This is a genomic window from Rhizobium sp. SEMIA4064, from assembly GCF_003025035.1.
GTDB classification, from domain to species: domain Bacteria; phylum Pseudomonadota; class Alphaproteobacteria; order Rhizobiales; family Rhizobiaceae; genus Rhizobium; species Rhizobium paranaense.
Genome location: NZ_PYJN01000005.1, coordinates 17,605 through 40,048, shown reverse-complemented (window position 1 = coordinate 40,048; position 22,444 = coordinate 17,605). Strand labels below are relative to the sequence as shown.

19 protein-coding genes are annotated in these 22,444 nt (G+C 60.9%); 10 read left to right on the top strand and 9 right to left on the bottom strand.

Annotated elements, in window-relative coordinates; genetic code table 11:
* Window positions 1–183: 183 nt before the first annotated feature.
* The 4 genes from C9E91_RS01945 to C9E91_RS01930 all read left to right on the top strand — a co-directional run bounded on the left by C9E91_RS01945 (window position 184) and on the right by C9E91_RS01930 (window position 3,263).
* Window positions 184–750, top strand: a complete 567-nt coding sequence (locus C9E91_RS01945) for an isochorismatase family protein (protein WP_107106697.1) — start codon at window positions 184–186, stop codon at window positions 748–750.
* A complete protein-coding gene (locus C9E91_RS01940) occupies window positions 747–1,739 on the top strand; it encodes a GlxA family transcriptional regulator (protein WP_107106696.1) in 993 nt (330 codons plus the stop codon). The genes C9E91_RS01945 and C9E91_RS01940 overlap by 4 nt, the downstream gene beginning before the upstream one ends.
* 110 nt (window positions 1,740–1,849) lie before the next feature.
* On the top strand, window positions 1,850–2,800 hold the full coding sequence (locus C9E91_RS01935; RefSeq protein ID WP_107106695.1) for an aldo/keto reductase: 951 nt from the start codon (window positions 1,850–1,852) through the stop codon (window positions 2,798–2,800).
* 19 nt (window positions 2,801–2,819) lie between these two features.
* Window positions 2,820–3,263 (top strand): GNAT family N-acetyltransferase, encoded by a 444-nt coding sequence (locus C9E91_RS01930; protein ID WP_107106694.1) that lies wholly within the window; start codon window positions 2,820–2,822, stop codon window positions 3,261–3,263.
* Window positions 3,264–3,313: 50 nt separating this feature from the next.
* On the opposite strand, the gene C9E91_RS01925 is transcribed toward C9E91_RS01930, so the two are convergent.
* Window positions 3,314–3,931: a hypothetical protein gene (locus tag C9E91_RS01925; RefSeq protein WP_107106693.1), complete on the bottom strand. Its 618-nt coding sequence runs from the start codon at window positions 3,929–3,931 to the stop codon at window positions 3,314–3,316.
* Window positions 3,932–4,025: 94 nt separating this feature from the next.
* Window positions 4,026–4,919, bottom strand: a complete 894-nt coding sequence (locus C9E91_RS01920; protein ID WP_107106692.1) for a LysR family transcriptional regulator — start codon at window positions 4,917–4,919, stop codon at window positions 4,026–4,028.
* Window positions 4,920–5,055: 136 nt separating this feature from the next.
* Between C9E91_RS01920 and C9E91_RS01915 the strand changes: the two genes are divergently transcribed.
* The 4 genes from C9E91_RS01915 to C9E91_RS01900 all read left to right on the top strand — a co-directional run bounded on the left by C9E91_RS01915 (window position 5,056) and on the right by C9E91_RS01900 (window position 14,555).
* Window positions 5,056–6,051, top strand: a complete 996-nt coding sequence (locus C9E91_RS01915) for an aldo/keto reductase (protein WP_107106691.1) — start codon at window positions 5,056–5,058, stop codon at window positions 6,049–6,051.
* 447 nt (window positions 6,052–6,498) lie between these two features.
* Complete coding sequence (locus tag C9E91_RS01910) at window positions 6,499–12,009, top strand: alpha-2-macroglobulin family protein (RefSeq protein WP_107106690.1); 5,511 nt, start codon at window positions 6,499–6,501, stop codon at window positions 12,007–12,009.
* Window positions 12,010–12,018: 9 nt separating this feature from the next.
* Window positions 12,019–14,106, top strand: coding sequence for a penicillin-binding protein 1C (pbpC, locus tag C9E91_RS01905; protein ID WP_107106689.1), 2,088 nt, complete (start codon window positions 12,019–12,021; stop codon window positions 14,104–14,106).
* Between the two features lie 89 nt (window positions 14,107–14,195).
* A complete protein-coding gene (locus tag C9E91_RS01900) occupies window positions 14,196–14,555 on the top strand; it encodes a nuclear transport factor 2 family protein (RefSeq protein WP_028750888.1) in 360 nt (119 codons plus the stop codon).
* Between the two features lie 279 nt (window positions 14,556–14,834).
* Here C9E91_RS01900 and pheT read toward each other — a convergent pair whose 3' ends face one another.
* From pheT to infC, 6 genes are all read right to left on the bottom strand, one after another.
* Window positions 14,835–17,258, bottom strand: a complete 2,424-nt coding sequence (gene pheT, locus C9E91_RS01895; RefSeq protein WP_107106688.1) for a phenylalanine--tRNA ligase subunit beta — start codon at window positions 17,256–17,258, stop codon at window positions 14,835–14,837.
* A 16-nt stretch (window positions 17,259–17,274) separates the two neighbouring features.
* The gene (pheS, locus tag C9E91_RS01890; protein ID WP_107106687.1) at window positions 17,275–18,357 is read right to left on the bottom strand and encodes a phenylalanine--tRNA ligase subunit alpha; all 1,083 of its coding nucleotides are present in this window, start codon (window positions 18,355–18,357) and stop codon (window positions 17,275–17,277) included.
* Between the two features lie 37 nt (window positions 18,358–18,394).
* Entirely contained in the window at window positions 18,395–18,604 is a 210-nt protein-coding gene (locus C9E91_RS01885; protein WP_107106686.1) for a hypothetical protein, read from the bottom strand.
* 69 nt (window positions 18,605–18,673) lie between these two features.
* Window positions 18,674–19,078, bottom strand: coding sequence for a 50S ribosomal protein L20 (gene rplT / locus C9E91_RS01880; RefSeq protein ID WP_107106685.1), 405 nt, complete (start codon window positions 19,076–19,078; stop codon window positions 18,674–18,676).
* Window positions 19,079–19,116: 38 nt separating this feature from the next.
* The gene (rpmI, locus tag C9E91_RS01875; RefSeq protein WP_028750884.1) at window positions 19,117–19,320 is read right to left on the bottom strand and encodes a 50S ribosomal protein L35; all 204 of its coding nucleotides are present in this window, start codon (window positions 19,318–19,320) and stop codon (window positions 19,117–19,119) included.
* Window positions 19,321–19,638: 318 nt separating this feature from the next.
* Window positions 19,639–20,175 carry a translation initiation factor IF-3 gene (infC, locus tag C9E91_RS01870; protein WP_181315998.1) on the bottom strand — a complete coding sequence of 179 codons (537 nt, stop codon included), beginning with the start codon at window positions 20,173–20,175 and terminating at the stop codon, window positions 19,639–19,641.
* 280 nt (window positions 20,176–20,455) lie between these two features.
* On the opposite strand from infC, the gene C9E91_RS01865 reads away from it, so the two are divergent.
* A complete protein-coding gene (locus C9E91_RS01865) occupies window positions 20,456–21,268 on the top strand; it encodes an alpha/beta hydrolase (protein WP_107106683.1) in 813 nt (270 codons plus the stop codon).
* A 236-nt stretch (window positions 21,269–21,504) separates the two neighbouring features.
* A complete protein-coding gene (locus C9E91_RS01860) occupies window positions 21,505–22,104 on the top strand; it encodes a transglutaminase-like cysteine peptidase (RefSeq protein ID WP_107106682.1) in 600 nt (199 codons plus the stop codon).
* A gap of 117 nt (window positions 22,105–22,221) precedes the next feature.
* Here C9E91_RS01860 and C9E91_RS01855 read toward each other — a convergent pair whose 3' ends face one another.
* Window positions 22,222–22,407: a hypothetical protein gene (locus C9E91_RS01855; RefSeq protein WP_107106681.1), complete on the bottom strand. Its 186-nt coding sequence runs from the start codon at window positions 22,405–22,407 to the stop codon at window positions 22,222–22,224.
* Window positions 22,408–22,444: the final 37 nt, after the last annotated feature.

The following is a 22,444-nucleotide window of genomic DNA, read 5'->3' as shown; positions in this document are numbered from 1 at the left end:
GAGGCAACTGTATTCGGCCCTTATCCAAGGTGCAATGCCATCGAGCAACCCCAAGCCAGAAACTCGCCATCGTTCTGAGAATTTCGATGGCCGGATTTGTCCTCATTTTGTCCGGCATGTGGCTTTTGTGGCTAGCGCTATGGATCTAGCTTCGGCTATCCTTCAATCACAGGAGATACGAAAATGTCCTATGCCGACACTGCTTTGCTGGTTATCGATGTTCAGGAATCCTTTCGCCAGCGCCCTTACTGGCAAGCGGACGACCTGCCGGATTTCGTAGACCGGCTGCAGGCTTTGATCGACGGCGCCAAGGCCCGTGGCATTCCGGTGGTCCAGATTTTTCATGTCGACGGCGACGATCATTTCAGCCTGGCAAGCGGCTATGTCCGCAAGCTCGAGGAGATTACGCTCGAGGCTGACGCGGTATTCCACAAATCCCGCCATTCCGCGCTCGTGGGGTCCGGTCTCGATGTCTGGCTGGTGGAAAACGGCATCCGCAAGCTCATCGTTTCCGGCATCCGCACCGAGCAATGCTGCGAAACGACGACGCGCCACGCCTCCGACCTCGGCTACGATGTCGACTACGTCACCGAGGCGACGCTGACCTTCCCGATGACGCATGCGTCGGGTACGGTGTTCAGCGCCGACGATATCAAGAAGCGCACCGAGCTGGTGCTATCGGGCCGTTTCGCCCGCATCGCCACCGTGGAAGATGCGCTTGCATCCGTGGCGATCAGGAGTGCTGCATGAACCAAGGCGACAGATACCTCCGGGTCATTCCCGTCTATGTCCTCCTGCCGCCCTACACGCTGCTGATGGATGTCGCGGGGCCGGTGGAGGTTCTGCGCCGCGCCAATATCGAACAGGAGGATATCCTGTTCGATTACCGCTTCATTGCCGCCCGCCCGACGCAGACGACCTCGATCGGCCTGACGGTCGCCGATCTCCTGCCGGTGCCCGATTGCATTCCCGAGGGCGCCCTGGTCGTCGTCTCCGGCAGCGTCACACCGCCATCCGACGCTGGCGACATAGAAGAGGAGAACGGGCTGCTCGCCACCTGGCTGAGGACATCGATCCGCCCGGGCGTCACCCTCATCACCATCTGCTCAGGCGCTGTGCTTGCCGCCCGCGCTGGCCTGCTCGAAGGATACGCCTGCACGACGCACGCAGCCTGTATCGAGGAGGTCCAGCACTATGCTCCCACTGCGCGGGTTCTCGACAACCGGCTCTATGTCGAGGACCGCGAGCGCTATTCCAGCGCCGGCATCTCAACCGGCACGGACCTGATGCTGCACATCGTCTCCAAGCTCACCTCGCCGGTGACGGCGCTGACGATCGCCCGCCACATGGTCGTCTACATGCGCCGCACGGGCGCTGACCCGCAGCTTTCGCCCTGGCTCAGCGGCCGCAATCATGTGCATCCCGCCATTCACCGCGTTCAGGATGCGATCATGGCCGATCCCGCCCATGGTTGGTCGCTCGCGGAGCTTGCCGGCATCGGTGCGATGAGCGCGCGGCATATTTCCCGGCTGTTTCAGGAGCATGCCGGGCTTTCGGTGACCGCCTATGTCAATCTGATGCGCGTCACGCTCGCCCGCGATGTGCTTGCCAATTCGCGGCTGGACATGGAGCGCGTGGCGGAAAAATCCGGTTTCGCCTCGCCGCGGCACATGCGGCGCGTCTGGTCGAAATATAATGAGCTGTCGCCCAGCCATTACCGACGGTCGGCGGCCGAATAAAATAATCGTTAGTGGCATTTCCAATGGTAGGACGATAACTTGCATCGACGTCCCCTCCCTTTCCGGCCTTTTCGATGCCGGTTTTTGCTCAGATAATTTGGAGAGCCACCATGGAAATGCGCAAGCTTGGACGAACCGATCTTTTCACCGCGCCGATCGTCTTCGGCGGCAATGTCTTCGGCTGGACGGCCGATGAGAAGACTTCCTACGCTCTGCTCGACGCCTTCTTCGGTGCCGGCTTCAACACGATCGATACAGCCGACGTCTATTCAAGCTGGGTTCCCGGCAACAAGGGCGGCGATTCCGAGGAAATCATCGGCAAGTGGCTGAAGCGGGGCCGCATCGCCCGCGACAAGGCCATCATCATCACCAAGGTCGGTTCGGAAATGGGTCCCGGCAAGAAGGGGCTGAAGGCGAATTACATCCTGCGGGCGGTCGAGGATTCGCTGAAGCGGCTGCAGACCGACTATATCGATCTCTATCTCTCGCACTGGCCGGACCCGGAAACGCCGCATGAGGAGACGCTCAGCGCCTATGCCAAGCTGAAAGAACAGGGCAAGATCCGCCATGCCGGCTGCTCCAACCTCAATGCGGAGCAGTTGCAAGCCTCGTTCGACGCCGCCGCCAAGGCCGGCCTGCCGCGTTACGACGTGCTGCAGCCGGAATATAATCTCTATGCGCGCGAAAGCTTTGAAGGCCCGCTTGCCGATCTCTGCGTGAAAGAGGAGATCGGCGTCATCACCTATTTCAGCCTCGCGGCCGGCTTCCTCACCGGCAAATACCGCAGCAAGGCCGATACCGAAGGCCGGGCGCGCGAAAACCGCGTCGCGTCTTACCTCAACGACAAGGGCTTCCGCGTTCTCGCCGCGCTCGATACAGTTGCCGCGGAAACCAAGTCGACGCCAGCCGATGTCGCACTTGCCTGGCTGCTGCGCAAACGCGGCGTCACAGCGCCGATCGCCAGCGCCACCAGCCTCAGCCAGCTCGACGCGCTGATCAATTCGGCGAAGCTTTCGCTTTCCGACGAAGCCATGAGCCTGCTCGACAAAGCCGGCGCATAAAACAGACGGGAATGAACCGATGACCGTGGTGATCCGCGATGCCAAGCCCGAAGACGAAATCCGCTGGCGCGAGCTCTGGGCCGACTATCTCGCCTTCTACCGTGTCGGCATCGCGCCTGATATCACCGACAAGACATGGCGCCGGGTCTTCGATCCGGCGTCCGCCATCTTCATGCGCATCGCCGAAGTCGATGGGGAGGTCAAGGGTTTCACGCTCTGCCTGACCCATGAAGGCACCTGGGTGCGTACGCCGGATTGCTATCTGGAAGATCTGTTCGTCGATCAAAGTACGCGCGGTCGTGGCGTCGGCCGGGCGCTGATGGACGATCTCGTCGCTCTCTGCAAAAAGAACGCCTGGGCGCGGCTCTATTGGCATACGGAAGAGAGCAACGCCACGGCCCGTAAGCTCTATGACAGCTACGTCGAGAGCGACGGGCACATTCGTTACCGCATCAGCTTTTAAGGCATGATCTCGAAAAGTGTGACGCGATTTTTGGATAAGATCATGCCCAGTCAAATAACTGGCTTCGGAAGCCCTTCGTAGAGGGCCGAATGATCGCCCTGCCAATTTGCCATGCCGCGCTTGGTCAGCATGCCGCGAGGCTGGGCAAAGCTCTGGATCGTCCGTTGCGGCCGCTCGTGCCATTGGATGTTGACGGCCCATAATTTCGGGAAGAAGCAGAGCGAGGCGTAGGGCAAGTGATCGTGGATCCACCAGGCAAGCTTCCGCCAATCGCCCTCTTCGCGACAATTATCGATCAGCCATGGCACGACGATGCAGACTGCCGCGCCCATGCAGCCATCGAGATCGCGCATATCCCAGATATGATGCGCGGCGGTGTGGGCATTCGTCGAGCAATTCAAGCCGTTCCTGTTGCCGAAGGCATTAACGGCAGGCGCGCGGTAGCCTGAGCGGATATGCAGCCGGCCGAAGGTCGCCTCCAGCGGTTCCAGCAACTCCTCGCAAAGCCGGCTGCCGGATTCGATCGCTAGCTCCGGGTCGTCGGGGATATTCGGAATGCGATAGAAATCGGCGATTTCCGAATGCAGGAAATCGCGGAAGAAGAAGTTCTTCGATAGCCTGACGCGGCCGAGCTCCTCCAGCCCCTTCATCGATCCCGGCTTCTTCATCGTCTCGTCCCTGTTCGTGCGGCTGGTGCTGACATTCTATCTCACACCACGAATCCGAATTCCGTCAGCAGCGGCAGACGGCCTCACTGCTCTCCTATGGCCCGGTATATTTGAAGAAATCGATGAAAGCCCTGAGTGCCGGGCGCATCTGACGACGACTGGAATAATAGATGCAGAAGCCAGGATAGGGTGCACACCAGTCCTCCAGCACGCGGATGAGCTTGCCCTCATCCAGTTCCTGTTGCACGCGGATATCGAACAGATAGGCGAGGCCGGCGCCATTGACTGCCGCCAGAACCGCGAGCCGATCCTCAATCACAATCAAGGGGCCATCGACGGCTACGATCAGCTCACGGCCGTCCTTCTCGAATTCCCAGCGATAGAGAGAGCCATCGGTAAATCGTCGCTTGATGCAGCGGTGATGGACGAGATCGCGCGGATGCAAAGGCTTCGGATTCTTCTCGAAATAGGCCGGAGAGCCGGCGATGACGGTGCGGATATCCGGCGAGACCTTCACCGCGATCATATCCCCCTCGATGCTCTCCTCCAGCCGAATGCCGGCGTCGAAGCCTTCCTTGACGATATCGCTGAAGCCGTCTTCGTTGGCGATCTCCAGCGTGATGTCGGGATAGGTATTCAGGAAATCGCCAAGCCGCGGGGCAAGCAGCAGGTCGGTCGCAAAACGCGGCGCGGTGATGCGAAGGTTGCCGGCCGGACGCCCACGGGCGGCAAGCGTGTCCTCCAATGCAATATCGATCTCCTCTAGTGCCGGCGCCAGACGCTCCAACAGCAGCTTGCCCTCCTCGGTCGGCGCCACGCTTCGGGTGGTGCGGGCAAGCAGCCGCACGCCAAGGCTTTCCTCCAGGCTCGAGACCGCATGGCTCACTGCGGAAGGTGCGATCGACAATTCCTTGCCAGCGGCACGGAAGCTTCGATGGGCGGCAACGGCGGCAAAGACCGCCAATTGGGAGAGCTGAGTTCTGTTCATTGATCTAATCAATAGAACAGCCCATTTGAGTTTGCATGCATTTTCATTCGTTATCGGCAGACATAATTTCTCTCTCGTCACGCGACCGACGAGAATGGTCGTCGCGGACCAGAATTAAGCTCAAAAGGATACGACTATGAAAACCCGTAAACTTGGCAAGGAACTTTCCGTCTCCGCTGTCGGCCTCGGCTGCATGGGCATGAGCTTCGCCTATGGCGCAACCGACGACAACGAATCCATCAAAACGCTGCATCGGGCCGTCGATCTCGGCGTCACCTTTTTCGATACCGCCGAAACATACGGACCCTTCACCAACGAGGTTCTGGTCGGCCGTGCGCTGAAGCCCGTCCGCGATCGCGTCGTCATCGCGACGAAGTTCGGCTTCAAGCTCGATCCGGAAAAATCCGGCCCGGCGGCGATGATCGGCGTCGACAGCCGGCCGGAGCATGTGAAAGAAGTGGCGGAAGCCTCGCTGAAGCGTCTCGGCACTGATGTTATCGACCTCTTCTACCAGCATCGCGTCGATCCGAACGTTCCGATCGAGGATACCGTCGGTGCCATGGCCGAGCTGGTGAAGGAGGGCAAGGTGCGTGCGCTCGGGCTTTCGGAAGCCGGTGCCGCCACCATCCGCCGCGCCCATGCCGTGCATCCGATTGCCGCCGTGCAGAGCGAGTACTCGCTGTGGAGCCGCGATCCGGAGGAAGAGGTGCTTGCCGCCTGCCGTGAACTCGGCATCGGCTTCGTGCCCTATAGCCCGCTCGGCCGTGGCTTCCTGACCGGTGCGATCCGCAATGTGAGCGATCTCGCAGCCGACGATTTCCGCCGCGCCGTGCCGCGTTTCCAGGGTGAGAACTTCGATGCCAACGCAGCCCTCGTCGCCAAGCTCGAAGCCCTCGCCAAGGACAAGAACGTCACGGCGGCGCAGCTCGCACTTGCCTGGGTGCTGCACCAGGGCGACGACATCGTACCGATCCCCGGCGCCCGCAAGCTGCACCATCTGGAGCAGAATGCCGCCGCTGCCGACATCACGCTCTCGGCTGGCGAACTTCAGGAATTGAGCAACGTCATCCCGCTCGATCTGGTGGCCGGCAAGCGCTATTCGGATACCTCGCTGGCAATGACGAACCTGTAGGAGCGTCAGCCACTCTCGCGCAACATCGACACCGGCGCCCGCCGGTGTCGATGAACACGTAACACATCTATTCGATGACAAACTGAACGCGATCCCCAGCAACCATCGTCATAAGGATGAAACAGACGCTCTGTAAAGCTCCGTACTGCGAAACTAGGCATCGCCCTTTTCTAAAATAAGCTTTTGATTTTGCTTCGCTTGTCCGTACAGAATGACATCTTCGGCACTTGCAGTCCGCTGTGAACCGGATGATTGGGTATTCCTATCGGACGCTCTGTCAAAAGCATTGAAAAGCGTAGACCAAAGTCGCAATTTTTGATCGAAGACATCGCACCAAACAGATCGGTATAGTCGAAATCGCGCGTTTGCATCTCGACGCTCGGTTGACAAATTAGCCCGAAGTTTGAAGAGTGCGGCCAATCGAAACGGGCAGCGTTGGGGGGACTTATGTCTAAGCGCGCGTTTATCGGACTTTCCGCTTTTCTTCTCGCCACCTTCGCCGCTTTGACGCCCGCGAGCGCCGCCGATGCCAAACGGCAAGTGGTCACTACGCCGGACGGCGATTACTTCGGCTTCGATCTGCGCACCGAGCAGAATGTCACGCTGGATCAATGCTCGACGTCCTGCGTCGGCGACAAGTCCTGCAAGGCCTTCACCTATAATCCCAAGGTGAAATGGTGCTTCCTGAAGTCCGATTTCAACCAGCTCAACAGCTTCCCCGGCGCTGTTGCCGGCAAGATCGTCGAAACCGCAGCAGTCAGCGAGCCGGATATCGGCGCCGCACCCGCTCTCCCCTTCCTTTCCGACAATTTCGTACAGAGCGCACGCGATGCGAAGAGCAGGCTCACGCTCGGCAATGAGTTGAAGGGACAAGGCGTCGAAAGCCTGACGGCGCTCGGCCGCATCGAGCTGACCTCCGGCAACGTCAACAACGCATTGAACGCCTTCCAGGGTGCGCTGTCGCTTGCGCCTGACAATGGCGCGCTCTGGGTCGAGATGGCGCGGGCCGCCAACACGATCACGAACGACACGACGGTCGCCACCCAGGCGGCCTATGCCGCCCTCAACGGCTATCAGCTTTCCCGCACGACGCGGAGCCGCGCCGACGCGCTCGCCGTGCTCGCGACCTCGCTGCAGAACGCGCAGAATTATCGCCAGGCGCTCAGCGCCTATAAGGCAAGCCTTGCTCTGGCCGGCTCGCCGACGATCCAGGCCGCCTATGAGGATCTGAGAGCACGCCAGGGCTTCCGTGTCACCGGCAACACGCTGGACAACGACAACGCCTCGCCCCGCGCCTGCCTGCAATTCTCGGAAAAACTGGTGAAGAGCGGCGTCGACTATACGCCCTTCGTGACCGTCAATGGCGCCGCCCCGAAGGGTGTCGATGCCAAGGACAACCAGATCTGCGTCGAAGGTCTCGAATTCGGCCAGCACTACAAGATTTCGTTGCGCCGCGGCCTGCCTTCCTCCGTCGATGAGGACCTTGCCGCACAGGTGGACATCGAAGTCTACGTCAAGGATCGCACCGCCTCGATCCGCTTCACCGGCGACAATTTCGTGCTGCCGTCGACGGCGCGTCGCGGCATTCCCCTGGTTTCGGTCAACACCACCACGGCCAACCTGAAGCTCTACCGCATCGGCGACCGCAATATCGCGCAATTGCTCAGCAATTCGCAGTTTTTGACGCAGATGGACAGCTATAGCGCACAGACCATTCAGGACACCAGCGGCGAACTGGTCTGGCAAGGCTCGATTGATATCCAGCAGGATCTCAACAAGGATGTCGTCACCAGCTTCCCGGTCGACGAGGCGTTGCCGAAGCGCAAGCCTGGCGTCTATGTCCTGACCGCCGTCGCACCGAACTCCGGCCGGGAATGGGATCCGCAGGCGACGCAATGGTTCGTCGTCTCCGATATCGGCGTCACGACCTATGCCGGCACGGATGGCTTGAACGTCTTCACCCGCTCGCTCGGCAGTGCCAAGCCGATCGCCGGCGTCGAGCTGCAACTGCTCGCCAAGAACAATGAAATCCTCGGTACTGCGAAGACCGATGCGAATGGCCGCGCCACCTTCAGTGCCGGCCTGATGCGCGGCACTGCGGGCATGACGCCGGCTGTCATTACGGCGCAGAACGGCGATCAGGATTACGTCTTCCTCGACATGACCCGCGCCGGCTTCGATCTCTCCGACCGCGGCGTTACCGGCCGCACGGCACCGGGTGCGATCGATCTGCTTACCTGGACCGAACGCGGCATCTACCGCGCCGGCGAAACGGTGCATGCCTCGGCCCTTGCCCGCGACGTCAGCTCCATGGCGGTCGAGAACCTGCCGCTCACCTTCGTCTTCCTGCGCCCCGACGGCGTTGAGGATCGCCGCATCGTTACCGATGGCGGCAAGCTCGGCGGCTACAATGTCGACCTGCCGCTACAGCAGACCTCGATGCGCGGCACCTGGACGATGAACATCTATACCGACCCGAAGGGCGCCTCCATTGGCTCGCAGACCTTCCTCGTCGACGATTTCGTGCCGGATCGCATCGAATTCGACATGAAGAGCGACGCCAAGGCGATCGAAGTCGGCCAGCCGACGCCGGTCAATATCGAAGGGCGCTATCTCTACGGCGCGCCGGCGGCGGGCCTTAGCCTCGAAGGCGAAGTGACGCTGAAGCCGACGCGCGAGAGCGACGATTATAAGGGCTACGAATTCGGCCTCGCCGACGAGGCCGCCGGGCAGGACGCCAGCGATAGCGATAGCGACAGCAGCAGCAGCGACAACAAGGCCGAGAGCTCGCAAGTGCCGCTCGAAGACCTGCAGGCGCTGGACGAGGACGGCAAGACGACCTTCGACGTTACCATCGCCGATACGCCCTCGACCACGCAGCTCCTCAACGCCAACATCACCGTCCGCATGCAGGAGGCCGGTGGCCGCGCCGTCGAGCGCTCGCTGACGCTGCCGGTCAAGGCGGACGGGCCGCGGATCGGCATCAAGCCGGAATTTGACGGCAATCTCGGCGAAAATTCGATCGGCAATTTCCACGTCATCGCCGTCAACCAGAACGGCCAGAAGCAGGCCATGCAGGGCCTGACCTGGAAGCTGCTCGCCGTCGAGCGCGACTACCAATGGTATCGTGACGGCAGTAGCTGGAAATACGAGCCTATCGCCTCGACCAAGCAAGTCGCCACTGGCACGATCAATACCACGACGGATGGTGCGGAAATCTCGGTTCCGGTCACCTGGGGCCGCTACCGGCTGGAGGTGGAGACCGCCGATACGAATGGTCCGCAATCCAGCGTCGAATTCGACGCCGGCTGGTACGTCGCCTCCACCTCGACGCAAACGCCGGATGCGCTGGAGATCGCGCTCGACAAGGATAGCTACCATGTCGGCGATACGGCCAAGCTGAAGGTAACGTCCCGCTATGCCGGCCAGTTGATGGTGACGGCCGGCTCCGAAACGCTGATCTCGGTGACCAATGCCGACGTCGGCGCCACCGGCGGCGAAGTCGACATTCCCGTCACCGCCGATTGGGGCGCAGGCACCTATGTGACCGCCACCCTCTTCCGCCCCGGCGATGCGCAGGAAAGCCGCATGCCGATGCGCGCGATCGGCATCAAATGGGCGACCGTCGATCCCGGCGAACGCAAGCTGCAGGTTAAGCTCGATGCGCCGCAGAAGACCCTGCCGCGCCAGCCGCTGAATATCGGCGTGCAGGTGGCGGGCGCAGGCGCCAACGAAGATGCCTATGTGACGATCGCCGCCGTCGACGTCGGCATTCTCAACCTGACGCGCTACCAACCGCCGGCTCCGGACGAATGGTATTACGGCCAGCGCCAGCTCGGCCTCGAAATCCGCGACCTCTACGGCCGCCTCATCGACGGTTCGCTCGGCGCCACCGGGCGGCTGCGCACCGGCGGCGATGGCGGACAGGCGGCCCTACAGGCCAGCCCGCCGACGGAAAAGCTGATCGCCTTCTTCTCTGGTCCGATCAAGCTCGATGCCAACGGCAAGGCCAATGTCAGCTTCGACATTCCGCAGTTCAACGGCACGGCGCGCCTGATGGCGGTTGCCTGGTCAAAGGCCGGGATCGGCCATGCCACGCAGGATGTGATCATCCGCGATCCGGTGGTGGTCACGGCCAGCCTGCCGAAATTCCTCGCTCCCGGGGATAAGGCCAATCTCCGGCTCGATATCGCCAATACCGACGCGCCTGCCGGCGACTACAAGCTGACGGTGGCTGGCAATTCAGCCGTGACCGTCGATGCCAGCGCCGCGCAGCAGACGATCAATCTGAAACAAGGCGGCAAATACGACATCACGCTGCCTCTGACCGGTGGACAACCGGGTGCCGGCGCAGTTGCGATCAACCTGTCCAATGCTTCGGGAATGTCGCTCGACCAGTCGGTCGACATTCCGGTCCGGCCGGCGCAATTGCCGGTGACCGAACGGCGGCTGATCACGCTCGCATCCGGCAAGAGCCTGACGGTCAATGCTGACCTGCTGGCCGACAGCGTGCTGCCGGGCGCTTCCGTTAGCGTCAATGTTAGCCGCTCCAGCGCCTTCGACGTACCGGCTTTGCTGATGAGCCTCAGCCATTATCCCTATGGCTGCGCCGAGCAGACGGCCAGCAGCTCGCTGCCGCTGCTCTATTTCAGCGAGATGGCGATCAAGAACGGTCTCGCCGACGACACTGAAATCCATAAGCGCATTCAGGACGCGATCTATCGCGAAATGTCCTATCAGTCGTCGACCGGCAGCTTCGGCCTCTGGGCTCCGGGTTCCGGCGATCTCTGGCTCGACGCCTATGTCACCGACTTCCTGACCCGTGCTCGCGAGCAGAAATACACGGTGCCGGATCAGGCCATGGTACAGGCGTTGGAGAACCTGCAGAATTCGCTGAGCATCAACACCAACGTCAAGGACCAGGGCAACGAGATCGCCTATGCGCTCTACGTTCTCGCCCGCAACAAGAAAGCATCGATCAGCGATCTTCGCTACTACGCCGACACCATGCTGAACGACTTCCCGACGCCACTCTCCAAGGCGCATCTGGCGGCGGCTCTGGCGCTTTATGGCGATGCGCAGCGCTCGCGCAATATCTTCGTCGATGCGCTGCAGATGTCGCAACAGGCGGCGGTTACGAAGGTCAGCTTCGCCCGTTCCGACTACGGTTCGTCATTGCGAGATGGTGCGGCCGTACTGGCACTTGCTGCCGAAAGCCGCCCGGTGCCGCCGATCATTCCGGAACTGGCAACCGTCGTCGCCAAGGAATGGCAGACAAAGACCTATACCAGCACCCAGGAACAGACCTGGATGCTGCTTGCCGCACGCGCCCTGCAGAATGGCGATGATGGCCTGACACTCGATGTCAACGGTGCTGCCCATAGCGGCGCTTACATGGCCCAGATGACCGGTGACGCCCTGATGGGTCATCCGCTGACCGTCACCAACACCACCCGCCAGCCGCTGTCAGCCTCCGTGACCACCGTCGCGGCGCCGGTGACGCCGCTGCCGGCCGGCGGCAACGGCTTCAACATTGAGCGCAAATATTACACGCTCGACGGCGAAGAAGCGAATGTCACCCAGGCGCAGCAGAACGAACGCTATGTGGTCGTGCTGCATATCACGGAAACCAACGACTGGCCGTCGCGCGTTCTCGTCACCGACCTCTTGCCGGCCGGCTTCGAGATCGACAATCCGAGCATCGTCAACAGCGCGCAGCTTTCGAACTTCGACTGGCTGAGCGATGTGCAGCCGGCTCATGTCGAGTTCCGCAACGATCGCTTCGTCGCCGCCTTCGACCAATCGTCCGACCGCGATCTGAGCTTCGCCTATGTCGTGCGCGCTGTTACCCCCGGCACTTACGACCATCCGGCCGCGAGCGTCGAGGACATGTACCGGCCGCAATTCTCGGCCCGCACGGCGATGGGTCGCATGGAGGTGCTGGCAGCACAGCAGTAAGAGCAGGCAATGAAGACGCGGTGGAAAATTGCGATCGGTGTCGGGGTGAGCGCCCTCTCGGTGGTGGCGCTTGCCTTTGGCCTTGCGGCTGCCGATCACGCCTTTCCGCCACCGCTCGACAAGGCCGGCATCGTTTCGCCTGAAGTGCTGGACGCCAATGGCGAGCTGCTCCGCGCCTTCGCCACGCCGGAGGGACGCTGGCGGCTGAAAACCGATGTTGCCGATGTCGATCCGCAATTCCTGCGCATGCTGGTCGCCTATGAAGACCGACGCTTCTACGATCACCACGGCGTCGACCCGGTGGCGCTCGGCCGCGCCTTTCTGCAGCTCGTCAGCCATGGCCGCATCGTCTCCGGCGGCTCGACGCTGTCCATGCAGGTGGCGCGGCTGATCGAGCCGCGCAGCGAACGGTCGGTGACGGCGAAGCTGCTGCAGATCGTCCGCGCCGTCCAGATCGAGCGACGGCTCAGCAAGGAGCAGATTCTCGATCTTTATCTGACGCATGCGCCCTATGGCGGCAATCTGGAGGGTGTACGAGCCGCAAGCCTCGCCTATTTCGGCAAGGAGCCGCGGCATCTGACGGTCGCGCAGGCAGCCTTGCTCGTCGCCCTGCCGCAATTGCCGGAAAAGCGCCGGCCCGACCGCAATCTCGCGAGCGCCGAGGCGGCCCGCCGTCGTGTGCTCGACCGCGCCGCTGTGTCGGCTGCCGTCGGCGATGGCGAGGCGGAGCGGGCAGCGCTCGTTCCCGTCCCGGCCAAGCGGCGGCAATTGCCAGCCTACGCTGCGCATCTGGCAGAAGCCGCGTTGCGCAAGGAACCCGGGATCGTCCAGCACCACACGACGCTGCGCCGGGATATTCAGCAGGGCCTGGAAGCCGTTGCCGATGAAGCGTCGAAGCGGCTGGGACCGAAGGTCTCGGTCGCCATGGTGATGGCGGATGCGCATACCGGCGAGATCGTCGGCGAAGTCGGCTCGGCCAATTATTTCGATTCCAGCCGCTCGGGCTGGATCGACATGACGCGCGTCCTGCGCTCGCCCGGCTCGACGCTGAAGCCCTTCATCTACGGCCTTGCCTTCGAAGAGGGATATGTCGCCCAGGAAACCATTATCGAAGACCGCCCTGCCGATTTCTATGGCTATCGTCCGCACAATTTCGACATGACCTACCAGGGCGATGTCAGCGTGCGCGAGGCGCTGCAACTGTCACTCAATGTGCCGGCCGTGCGCCTGCTCGATGCCGTCGGGCCGACGCGGCTGCTCGTGCGCTTCCGTCGCGCCGAAGTGAAGCCAGTGCTGCCGCCCAACGAGGCGCCGGGTCTTGCCATCGGCCTTGGCGGCGTCGGTATCACGCTCAAGGATCTGGTGCAGCTCTATGCCGGGCTCGCCAATCGCGGCAAGCCGATGCGGATCGGCGACGGCATCCAGGATAAGCCGGGACCTATCGAAGGCGAGCCGCTGATGGAACCGGTGGCAGCCTGGAACATCACCGATATTCTCTCCGACATCATCGCGCCGGCCGGCAGCAAGCAGCTCGGCATCGCCTATAAGACCGGCACCAGCTACGGCAACCGCGATGCCTGGTCCGTCGGCTATGACGGCGCGCATGTACTCGGCGTCTGGGTCGGTCGGCCGGACAACGGCGCAGTGCCGGGACTAGCGGGCTATGTCTCGGCCGCGCCCATTCTGTTTGAAGGATTTGCCAAATCCGGCGTCGCCATCGCGCCGTTTCCGCCGCCTCCCATGGGCGCGGTGCGCATTTCCGCCACCGAACTGCCAATCAGCCAGCGACGTTTTTCAGTCACCGCCGCCGGTCTGCTGTCGGCCTCGACCCGCGAACCGGCGCCGCAGATCGTCTATCCGCCGGAGGGCGCGCGCATCGACCTTGGCGCAAACAGTGGCGCCAACCCGCTGATGCCGCTGGCGCTGAAGCTGCAGGGCGGCCGCGCGCCGTTCCGTTGGCTCGCCAATGGCAAGCCGCTGCCCGACCTTTCCCGCCGCCGCACCAACCAATGGATTCCGGATGGCGCCGGCTATTCGACGCTGACCGTCATCGATGCCGCCGGCCGGGCCGCCAGCGTGCGGGTTTTCGTGGAATAGGACCCGATAAAATCATTGCGATACTGGGCGTTTTTGCCTGTCTGTGCGTTCATGCTATATTAACAGGCACTCAAATGAGGAACGGCGAGATGTCGGAAGAGCAAGCAATCCGCGCAGTTGTTCACCTCTATGTCGACGGCATGGCATTCGCGAATGAGCCGGCTTTGCGCAAAGCGCTGCATCCACGGGTCGCGATCATAGGCAATTATCAGGGCGCGGTGGAGTGGATGACGCGCGACGAATTCATCACCGCGATCGTCGAAGAAGGTAGCGCACCACCCGACACGGTGCCGTTGATGGAGATCGAGCTGATCGATATCGAAGGCGATGCCGCAAGCGTCAAAGTCGTCGACGAATTCGCCGGCATGCGCTTTTCCGACTATCTGTCTCTGCTGAAGATCGACGGACGATGGACCATCGTGAATAAGGTATATCATTTGCATCGGTGACAGAGCGCTGTCGGTATCTCAAAGCCACCCCTTCTATGCTGAGGTTCTGATACCCCCTCTGTCCCTTTCGGGACATCTCCCCCACAAGGGGGGAGATCGTTGGGGAGTATGCCGCCGCCCTCGTTTCAAAACAACAAACCTCTGTTTCCGCAGGTTCGGTAGTCGTTTGAAATGAGAGGATGCCACAAGTTACCAATCTCCCCCCTTGTGGGGGAGATGTCACGACAGTGACAAGGGGGTGCCGCCCCCACCGCAAACTCTGCAACAGCCGATCGCAGCTTAACCCCGCAAAACCCCACCCGTCGTTTTCGTCACATTGGCGACGATCTTCTGGGTCAGGGCTTCGAAATCCTCATCGGTCAGCGTGCGCTCGGCCGGCTGGATCTGGACTTCGATGGCGATCGACTTCTTGCCGTCGCCGAGCGAGGCGCCCTCGAAAATATCGAAGACATTGACGCCGGTGATCAGCTTGCGGTCGGCGCCGGTGGCGGCGCGAATGATGGCACCGGCTTCCACCGTCTTGTCGACCACGAAGGCATAGTCGCGCTTGACCGCCTGGAAGGAGGAGAGCTCCAGTGCCGGCTTGGTGCGCGTCGTCTTCTTCTTCGGCTCCGGCATGGCGTCGATATAGACCTCGAAGCCGGCGAGTGCGCCGGTGACATCGAGCGCTTCCAGCGTCTTCGGATGGAATTCGCCGAAATAGCCGAGCACGACTTTCGGACCCATCTTGATCGTGCCGGAACGGCCCGGATGATACCAGCCGGGGCCACCCTGCTCGATCTGGATATTGCCCATCGGCACGCCACAGGCTTCGATCACGGCCAGCGCGTCGGCCTTGGCATCGAAAACATCGACCGGCTTGCCGCCGCCCTTGGCAGCGTTCGACCACATGCGTCCGGCGCCGGTGAGCGTGGCGGTGCCGCGACGGATGCCGCCGGCGACACGCCGCTGGCCTTCCGGCCTGTCATTTTCATAGGTGCCGGAGACTTCGAAGAGAGCAACATCGCCGTAGCCCTTGTCGGCATTGCGCTGCGCGGCCGACAGAAGGCCCGGCAGCAGCGAAGGGCGCATGTCGGACATGTCGGCGGCGATCGGATTGGCAAGCTTCAGCTCGTTGGAACCGCCGCCAAAGAGCTTGGCCTGATCTTCCGAGATGAACGACCAGGTGACGGCCTCGAGCATGCCGCGCGATGCAAGCGCGCGCTTGGCGGTGCGGGTGCGGATCTGCAGCGTCGTCAAGATCTTGCCGTTGACGGCGTTGTGGCTCGCAAGCGGCGCCGGCTTGATATTGTCGACGCCGTGGATGCGCATGATCTCTTCCACGAGATCGGCCTTGCCATCGACATCCGGCCGCCATGGGGGCACGGCGACGGAGACACGCTCGCCGGAGCCGGAGACCGTGAAGCCGAGCTTCGTCAGGATCGACCTGCCCTCTTCCATGGAGACGTCAAGGCCGGTCAGACGCTTGACCTCGGAGAAGGGGAAATCGACGATCTTGGCGTCATAACCCTTATAACCTTCGATCTTGGCCTTCGCGGCCGTACCGCCGCAGCAGGCAAGCACTAGCTCGGTCGTGCGCTCGAGACCCGGAGCCATATATTCCGGATCGACGCCACGCTCGAAACGATAACGGGCATCGGAGATGATGCCGAGGCTGCGGCCGGTCTTGGCGATGTTCATCGGGTCCCAAAGCGCCGATTCGATCAGCACGTCGACCGTATTCTCATCGCAGCCGGAATGCTCGCCGCCCATGATGCCGCCGATCGACTCGACGCCATTATCATCGGAGATGACGACATTGCTGGGGTTGAGCTTGTATTCGCGCTCATCCAGCGCCAGCACGGTTTCGCCGTCCTTGGCACGGCGGACAACGAGATTGCCCTTGACCTTGGAGGCGTCGAAGACGTGCATCGGCCGGCCCTGGTCGAAGGTCATGTAATTGGTGATATCGACCAGCGCGCTGATCGGGCGGAGGCCAATGGCGAGCAGCCGCTGCTGCATCCACTTCGGGCTCGGGCCGTTCTTGACGCCGCGCACGAGGCGAAGCGCAAAGCCGGGGCAAAGACGCGCATCGTCCAGCTCGATCTTCAGCCCGGTCGACGTATCGCCGTCGACAGCGAAGGTTGGCGTCAGGCGCGGCTTCAGCGTGCCGAGGCCGGAAGCGGCAAGGTCGCGGGCGATGCCGTAAACGCCGGTGCAGTCCGGACGGTTCGGTGTGAGGTTGATCTCGATCATCGGATCATCGAGGCCGGCATAGGCGGCGAAGCTGGTACCAACAGGCGCATCTTCTGGCAGATCGATGATGCCGTCATGGCTGTCGGAGATTTCCAGCTCCTTTTCCGAGCACATCATGCCGTGGCTTTCGACGCCACGAATATTGCCGACCGCCAGCGTCACGTCGATGCCGGGAACATAGGTGCCGGGAGCGGCGAAGGCGCCAACGAGGCCGGCGCGCGCGTTCGGTGCGCCGCAAACGACCTGAACCGGTTTGCCGGAGCCATTGTCGACCATCAGCACCTTCAGGCGATCGGCCTGCGGATGCTTTTCAGCGGAAAGGACCTTGGCGATGACGAAGGGCTTGAACGCCGCCTTGTCGTCGACATCTTCGACCTCCAGCCCGATCATCGTCAGACGAGCGCAGATCTCATCGAGCGTGGCGTCTGTTTCCAGGTGCTCTTTCAGCCAGGAGAGTGTGAATTTCATTTGCTTTATCCCTTCCTTACACGCTCAAACCGCCGAACAGTGTCGGCATGTCGAGTGGGCGGAAGCCATAGTGGTTCATCCAGCGGACGTCGGCGTTGAAGAAGTCGCGCAGGTCGGGCATGCCGTATTTCAGCATGGCGATGCGGTCGAGGCCCATGCCCCAGGCAAAGCCCTGATATTCGTCCGGATCGAGGCCGCCGTAGCGCAGCACGTTCGGATGCACCATGCCGCAGCCGAGGATTTCCATCCAGTCGGTGCCTTCGCCGAACTTGACGATTGGACCGGAGCGGTCGCACTGGATATCGACCTCGAAGGACGGTTCCGTGAACGGGAAGAAGGATGGGCGGAACCGCATCGTCACATTGTCGACCTCGAAGAAGGTCTTGCAGAATTCTTCCAGCACCCAACGGATATTGGCGACATTCGCCGTCTTGTCGATGACAAGGCCTTCGACTTGGTGGAACATCGGCGAGTGCGTGGCGTCACTATCCTGGCGATAGGTCTTGCCGGGAATGATGATGCGGATCGGCGGCTTCTGCGCTTCCATGGTGCGAACCTGCACCGGCGAGGTGTGCGTGCGTAGCACCTTGCGCTCACCATTCTCGTCCGGCTGGAAGAAGAAGGTGTCGTGCATCTCGCGGGCGGGGTGCCCTTCCGGGAAGTTCAGCGCCGTGAAGTTATAATAGTCGGTCTCGACATCAGGACCTTCGGCAATCGAGAAGCCCATGTCGCCGAAGATGGCCGTGATTTCGTCAACGATCTGGCTGATCGGATGGATGCGGCCGCGTTCGGCCGGCGAAGAACGCACCGGCAGGCTGACGTCCAGCGTCTCCGCCTTCAGCTTGGCATCAATCGCGGCATCGCGCAGCGCGCCCTTGCGGGCGTTGATGGCGTCGGTCACCGAATTCTTCAGCGCATTGATTGCCGCGCCCCGCGTCTGCCGCTCTTCCGGCGACATGCTGCCTAGCGTCTTCAACAGTTCTGAAACCGAGCCCTTCTTGCCGAGAGCGGACACCCTGACGGCTTCGATCGCCTGCTCGTCCGTGGCAGCGGCCACGTCGGCCATGAGTTGGGTTTCAAGAGTATCGAGTTCCGTCATCTTGTCCTGCCTTGCGGAGGGCGGGCTCACCGCGCCGCTATTCCGCAGAATAATTGGTGAACACATACATCAGATAGCTGGTGGCAACGATGAAGCGCTGCAGATCACTACCCATGTGCACGCGGCCAATCAACCGGGCAAATGACAAAAACCCGCCAAGAAAGCGGCTCATGTGCCGAAGTTCGGCCGCCGCCTCCGGCGGCGCACGCTTTGACCAGGCCACATAAGCCGATCGCGCCTGCTGCAAACACAAAACCCGCACCGGTTTTACCGGCGCGGGTTTGCAATGAATACACGAACTACGTGCGAAGCGGTGTTAGCTTACAACAGCTTCGAATTCGTTCTTCGTGCCGGCGTCCTTGAGGTACTCCAGGGCCTTCTTGGAGGCGACAACGAGCGCGCCGAAAGCTTCCGGCTCATGGATCGCCATGTCGGAGAGAACCTTGCGGTCGACTTCGATGCCAGCCTTGTTCAGACCGTCGATGAAGCGGCCATAGGTCAGGCCGAATTCGCGGACGGCAGCGTTGATGCGCTGGATCCAGAGAGCGCGGAAATTGCGCTTGTTAACCTTGCGGTCGCGGTAAGCGTACTGCTTGGAACGGTCGACAGCGGCCTTGGCGGTACGGATGGTGTTCTTGCGGCGGCCGTAGAAGCCCTTGGCCTGCTTCAGAACCTTCTTGTGCTTGGCGTGGGCGGTAACGCCTCTTTTTACGCGTGCCATTTCATGATCTCCTATAGTCTATAGCGTTACGAATAGTCTTAGAGACCGTTCGGCAAGTAGTTCTTGACAACCTTACGGCCATCCGGTTCTGCGAGAACCATGGTGCCGCGGGCGTCGCGAATGAACTTGTTGGTACGCTTGATCATGCCGTGGCGCTTGCCAGCAGCGGCTGCCTTGACCTTGCCGGACGCGGTGATCTTGAACCGCTTCTTGGCAGACGACTTCGTCTTCATCTTGGGCATTTTGCTACTCCTTCGATGCTTCCTGGCGCGCTTTGCTAAAAGCCCTTCCCACAGATCCGGCCAGGCCGGGCTGCAACAAGGTGCCGGAGCGTTTGTTGTTGAACGGCGGATCCGGTGACGAACCGCTCCGCCAGCATTCTGAACTGCCACGGCATGCCCTGCCGGTCAGTTCGGACGCGCGCTTATAACCGCAGTCGCCCATAAGTGCAACGGGCACGGCGGGGATTCTTTTGCAGATCGATGACAGGCGTCAACCTGGCACCACAAAAGGAAAAAGCCGCCCAATCGGACGGCTCCGGCCTCTACCTCACTCGCGCCTCACTTCGGCGCAAGCACCATCATCATCTGGCGGCCTTCGAGCTTGGGCTCGGCCTCTACCTTGGCGATCTCGAGCGTATCTTCCTTGACCTGCTGGAGAAGCTTCATGCCGAGTTCCTGGTGGGCCATTTCACGGCCGCGGAACTTCAAGGTCACCTTCACCTTGTCGCCTTCTTCGAAGAAACGGCCGATCGCCTTCATCTTCACCTCATAGTCATGGGTGTCGATGTTGGGACGCATCTTGATTTCTTTGACTTCGACGATCTTCTGCTTCTTGCGCGCCTCGGCGGCCTTCTTCTGATTGGCATATTTCAGCTTGCCCAGATCGAGGATCTTGCACACAGGCGGTTCAGCATTGGGGGAAATCTCTACCAGATCGAGACCGGCCTCCTCTGCCATTCTCAACGCCTGGTCGGTCGGGACGATGCCCATATTCTGGCCGTCAGCCGTGATGAGCTGAACTTTGGGAATGCGAATTTCCCTGTTGGAACGCGGCCCGTCCTTTACGGGCGCGTCGGCTTTAAAGGGTCTGCGAATGGTCGTACTCTCCACGAATTGTTTCGGATTTGCTGCAGCCTCTCGCTCCCGTCGGCGCAACTGACGGAAATGTCGTAAAAGCTGTGGCGAAGTCAATAGCATGCCGCCAGGAAAAAATCACCTCCCGCGTACCATAACTGTGCTGCGCAGCCGCAAGATGCGCAAAGGACACAGCAACTTCGCAAAATAACGCATAAGCCTTCTTCAGAAACGGGAAGGATTTTTGCGGTTACCCGCGCGCGAATCTGCTTTATAGAGCACAAAATTCCGGGAGTTTCCGATGTCCGAAGCCTTAGCCAATCTTGAACCGACCTTTGTTTCCGTGGGCAGCGTCGGCGATCAACGGCAGATTGCCGTGCAATTGCGCGCCGCCAGGAAGGGTGCAAAAGGCGCGACGTTTATGTGGCTCTCCGGCTATCGTTCCGACATGAGCGGTACCAAGGCGCTGGAGCTCGACGCTCTGGCCGAACGGCTGGGCCACGGCTGCATCCGGTTCGATTATTCGGGCCACGGCCAATCCGGCGGCGTCTTCACCGAAGGAACAATCTCGCGTTGGCTGGAAGAGGCGCTTGCCGTCATCGACTACGCCAAGCCGAAGCACGTCGTCCTCGTCGGCTCGTCCATGGGCGGCTGGATCGCGCTGAGGCTCATCCAGGAACTGCGCAAGCGCAAGAAGGCGCCGATTATCCAGGGCCTTGTGCTGATTGCTCCCGCCCCGGACTTCACCATCGACCTCATCGAGCCGAACCTTTCCGACATCGAACGGAGATCGCTTGCCGAACGCGGCTATTTCGAGGAGCCTTCGGAATATAGTCCCGAGCCGAATATCTTTACCCGCGCACTCATCGAGGATGGCCGCGCCAACCGCGTCTTGACCGGCATCATCGAAACTGGCTGCCCGGTTCATATCCTGCAGGGCATGCAGGATGAGGATGTGCCTTTTGCGCATTCGTTAAAATTGGTCGAACATTTGCCGGCGGACGACGTCGTGTTAACACTTGTGCGCGATGGCGATCATCGGCTGTCCCGGCCACAGGATATCGAGCGCATATTGACCGCCGCCGAGACGCTGGCGCTCCACAATCATCCATAAAAACATATAGATAGCCTTTGAGAGAACCTGCGGATGGCCCCGCCCGCGGGGTAGAATTCGTGTGCGTCCGCTAATCAAAAGAGGCATTGAATTATGGCAGCTAGCCTCTTGATTGTGCTGAAATTAACCATAAAGGCTGGTTCCGCTGTTAACACTTAAGTAACGATTGACTTGGCGCGCCCCCTTACATTAACAATTTGTTAACAAATGCAGGGACGATACAAGGAAAAGTGGGCGTGCGTATTAAGGGCGTATTCGTAGCCTTCGCAGCTATAGTTGCGATGTCGTCGTCGGCCATGCCGGCCCCCCAGAACACCGCTTCGATGACCATCGGCGGCGTCACGTCGCAGCCGATTGGGCACTACGAATTTTGCGAGCGCCATACCGACGAATGCGGCCCGACACGCAATGCCGGCCCGGTCGATATGAACGCCTCCACCTGGGCGCTGGTCAATCAGATCAACCTGCGCGTCAACAAGACCATCACGCCCGCCACCGACATGGAAGTCTACGGCCAGGAAGAATATTGGGAATATCCGAAGACGGCTGGCGATTGCGAAGATTTCGCGCTTCTGAAGCGCAGGCTTCTGATGCAGAAGGGCATTTCCGCCGCCAATCTTCTGATGACGGTCGTGCGCAAGCCCGATGGCGAGGGCCATGCCGTGCTGACATTGCGTACCGACCAGGGCGACTTCATTCTCGACAATCTCGATGACGAGGTGAAGGTCTGGTACCAGACCCCCTATTCCTATCTGAAGCGCCAGGCGAGCTACAATGCCGGCCGCTGGGTCACCATCGAAAACGGCAACGACGTTCTGGTCGGTGCAGTCAAGTAAGCAGCCCAAAAGCAGAATTCATACAGAAGGCCGGCAGACCTGCCGGCCTTCTGTTTTTCCGGAAATGATTAGAACGGTCCCTACCCTTCAGGCATGGACAAATTGAATCGTCATTGACTAGTGATTCTTGCGGCTTTGCTGACCGGCCTTGACATGCTGCTCATGGTTGCCATCACGCATACCGCTCGATTGCTGCTCGCGTGAATCGGAAGACGAAGCGCTACGGGCCTTGTCATTCATGTTCTTATGGCTCTGCTGGCCAGCCTTGACGTGCTGATCGTGGGTTCCACCTTGGTTTGCCATTGGATTATCTCCTTGGGTTTCCAAACGAGGCCAAGAG

Coding starts and splice junctions, on each gene's coding strand:
- C9E91_RS01940 (WP_107106696.1), top strand. CDS start 747: ATGAACCAAGGCGACAGATACCTCCGGGTCATTCCCGTCTATGTCCTC.
- pbpC (WP_107106689.1), top strand. CDS start 12,019: ATGAAGACGCGGTGGAAAATTGCGATCGGTGTCGGGGTGAGCGCCCTC.
- C9E91_RS01925 (WP_107106693.1), bottom strand. CDS start 3,931: ATGAAGAAGCCGGGATCGATGAAGGGGCTGGAGGAGCTCGGCCGCGTC.
- C9E91_RS01930 (WP_107106694.1), top strand. CDS start 2,820: ATGACCGTGGTGATCCGCGATGCCAAGCCCGAAGACGAAATCCGCTGG.
- C9E91_RS01920 (WP_107106692.1), bottom strand. CDS start 4,919: ATGAACAGAACTCAGCTCTCCCAATTGGCGGTCTTTGCCGCCGTTGCC.
- C9E91_RS01855 (WP_107106681.1), bottom strand. CDS start 22,407: ATGGCAAACCAAGGTGGAACCCACGATCAGCACGTCAAGGCTGGCCAG.
- C9E91_RS01935 (WP_107106695.1), top strand. CDS start 1,850: ATGGAAATGCGCAAGCTTGGACGAACCGATCTTTTCACCGCGCCGATC.
- rplT (WP_107106685.1), bottom strand. CDS start 19,078: ATGGCACGCGTAAAAAGAGGCGTTACCGCCCACGCCAAGCACAAGAAG.
- C9E91_RS01900 (WP_028750888.1), top strand. CDS start 14,196: ATGTCGGAAGAGCAAGCAATCCGCGCAGTTGTTCACCTCTATGTCGAC.
- C9E91_RS01945 (WP_107106697.1), top strand. CDS start 184: ATGTCCTATGCCGACACTGCTTTGCTGGTTATCGATGTTCAGGAATCC.
- pheS (WP_107106687.1), bottom strand. CDS start 18,357: ATGACGGAACTCGATACTCTTGAAACCCAACTCATGGCCGACGTGGCC.
- C9E91_RS01910 (WP_107106690.1), top strand. CDS start 6,499: ATGTCTAAGCGCGCGTTTATCGGACTTTCCGCTTTTCTTCTCGCCACC.
- pheT (WP_107106688.1), bottom strand. CDS start 17,258: ATGAAATTCACACTCTCCTGGCTGAAAGAGCACCTGGAAACAGACGCC.
- C9E91_RS01915 (WP_107106691.1), top strand. CDS start 5,056: ATGAAAACCCGTAAACTTGGCAAGGAACTTTCCGTCTCCGCTGTCGGC.
- C9E91_RS01865 (WP_107106683.1), top strand. CDS start 20,456: ATGTCCGAAGCCTTAGCCAATCTTGAACCGACCTTTGTTTCCGTGGGC.
- rpmI (WP_028750884.1), bottom strand. CDS start 19,320: ATGCCCAAGATGAAGACGAAGTCGTCTGCCAAGAAGCGGTTCAAGATC.